General features: G+C 60.1%; 2 protein-coding genes. Both read right to left on the reverse strand.

Features of this window, described 5'->3' with window-relative positions:
• Nucleotides 1-408: 408 nt before the first annotated feature.
• A complete protein-coding gene (gene fdhD / locus FKZ61_RS23665; RefSeq protein WP_141612633.1) occupies nt 409-1,311 on the reverse strand; it encodes a formate dehydrogenase accessory sulfurtransferase FdhD in 903 nt (300 codons plus the stop codon).
• 110 nt (nt 1,312-1,421) lie between these two features.
• Nucleotides 1,422-1,658 (reverse strand): DUF4160 domain-containing protein, encoded by a 237-nt coding sequence (locus tag FKZ61_RS24590; RefSeq protein ID WP_141612634.1) that lies wholly within the window; start codon nt 1,656-1,658, stop codon nt 1,422-1,424.
• Between the last annotated feature and the right edge of the window lie 83 nt (nt 1,659-1,741).

Here is a 1,741-nt window from a genome sequence, read left to right on the forward strand (position 1 = left end):
AATTTCTGCCGTGGTATTTGCGCCAGACTGTACTGGCCGTCGGCCCATCGAACCATTTTACCACGACTTCAGACCCGGATTCCACTGTGAATTTGTTTCAGTTTCATTTGTTTTTTCAACCACAGATTCCGCGGATCGCACCGCATCTGAGGATGCTCCCTCCCCACAGAGGCCACCATCGCGGCGCGGCGTCGGCATCCCCAGATGCCGACCCAGCCGGGACGGCGCCGCATCGGAGTGCTTCATGCGCCTTCATCGCGCCGCGGGGGATGAGAAATCCACCCGATCCGTAGGCCACGCATCCTTGCGTGACAGGGGTTCCCGTCCCGTTGGGTGCGGATGCCCGGCCTCCTGGCCGGACCTACCAATCCGTGTTCATCGGTGAAATCTGGGGTTTCCGCCGTGGAGTCAGGCGGCGGAATCGGTCGGGGCGGGGCTGATACCACCCGCCTCCTCCATCGCTGAAGGGGTAGAACGCAGTTCCTGAATCCGCTGGGGGCCGGCGTAGACGTTGAAGCGATTTTCCCGCAAAAAGCCCACCAGGGTGATATCGAAGCGCTCGGCCAGGGTCACGGCCAGGCTGCTGGGGGCTGAGACGGCGCAGAAGATGGGCGCACCGGCCACCCGGCACTTCTGGAGCAGCTCATAGCTGGCCCGGCCGCTGACCATGAGGATGCGGTCGGGCCAGGGCAAGTTCTGGTTGAGGAGGCCCCAGCCCACCAGCTTGTCCAGCGCGTTGTGGCGGCCCACATCTTCCCGCAGGGCCAACAGGTTCCCGTCCACATCGAAGAGAGCCGCGGCATGCAGGCCGCCGGTCTCGTCGAAAAGGGCCTGGTGGCGCCGGAGTTGGGTGGGCAGGCCCAGGAGGGTCTCGGCGGAGACGACGGGGCCCTGGGGCAGGGGCGGGAGGGGGCGTCTGGCCAGGTCCTCCAGCATGGTGTGCCCACAGACGCCACAGGCGCTATTGGTGAAGAAGTAGCGGTTGAGGCCGGCCAGCTCCGGCAGGGCCGGTGCCCGAAGTTGAACCCGCAGGAAGTTATACTCCTGGCGCATGGGGCTGCCGTCCACACAGTAGATCATGTGATCCACGTCCTGCTTGGCCTGGATGATGCCCTCGCTGTACAGGAAGCCGGCTGCCAGCTCGTAGTCGTTCCCGGGCGTTCGCATAGTGATGGAGACGGTTTCCCGTTGTGCGCCCGCGCTGAGCTGAATTTCCAACGGCTCTTCCGTCGCCATGTAGTCACTCTTGCGGCTCCATTGGCCTCCTTCGAAGCGCCAGATCCGCTGCCGCAGCCGTTTTCGATAGGCCATCATCGCCCTCCTTCCTGCGGCAAATTCGATGCTATCGCGAAGTCGTGGGCTCCTGCACCGCTGCCTGCAGGATTACGAAAAAGTTATTTACGAAGCTTGCTAAAGAATGCTTAAAGAAGAATCTGGCCACAGGCATCTTTTGTTAGGCGGCTCAGAAAATCCTTTAAAGTGAGTAGTGCAGGATCAAAACTCGCCGGCCCCCGATGTGGCGGATGAGGGACTATCGGATTGAGCCAGAATTTGGCCATCTTTCTTTCTGATTCTACATGCATATGGGGTGGTTCGCTACGGTCACCGGAGTAGAAGAAAAAGCGATACAGGCCAACACGGTCTATGGTGGGAGACATGGCAAGTTCAACAAGTTCAATCGGTTTTGCCTGATAGGAATATTATACCATTACAGTCTGGCGTAAATACCACGGCAGAAATT

Source organism: Litorilinea aerophila (genome assembly GCF_006569185.2).
GTDB lineage: Bacteria > Chloroflexota > Anaerolineae > Caldilineales > Caldilineaceae > Litorilinea > Litorilinea aerophila.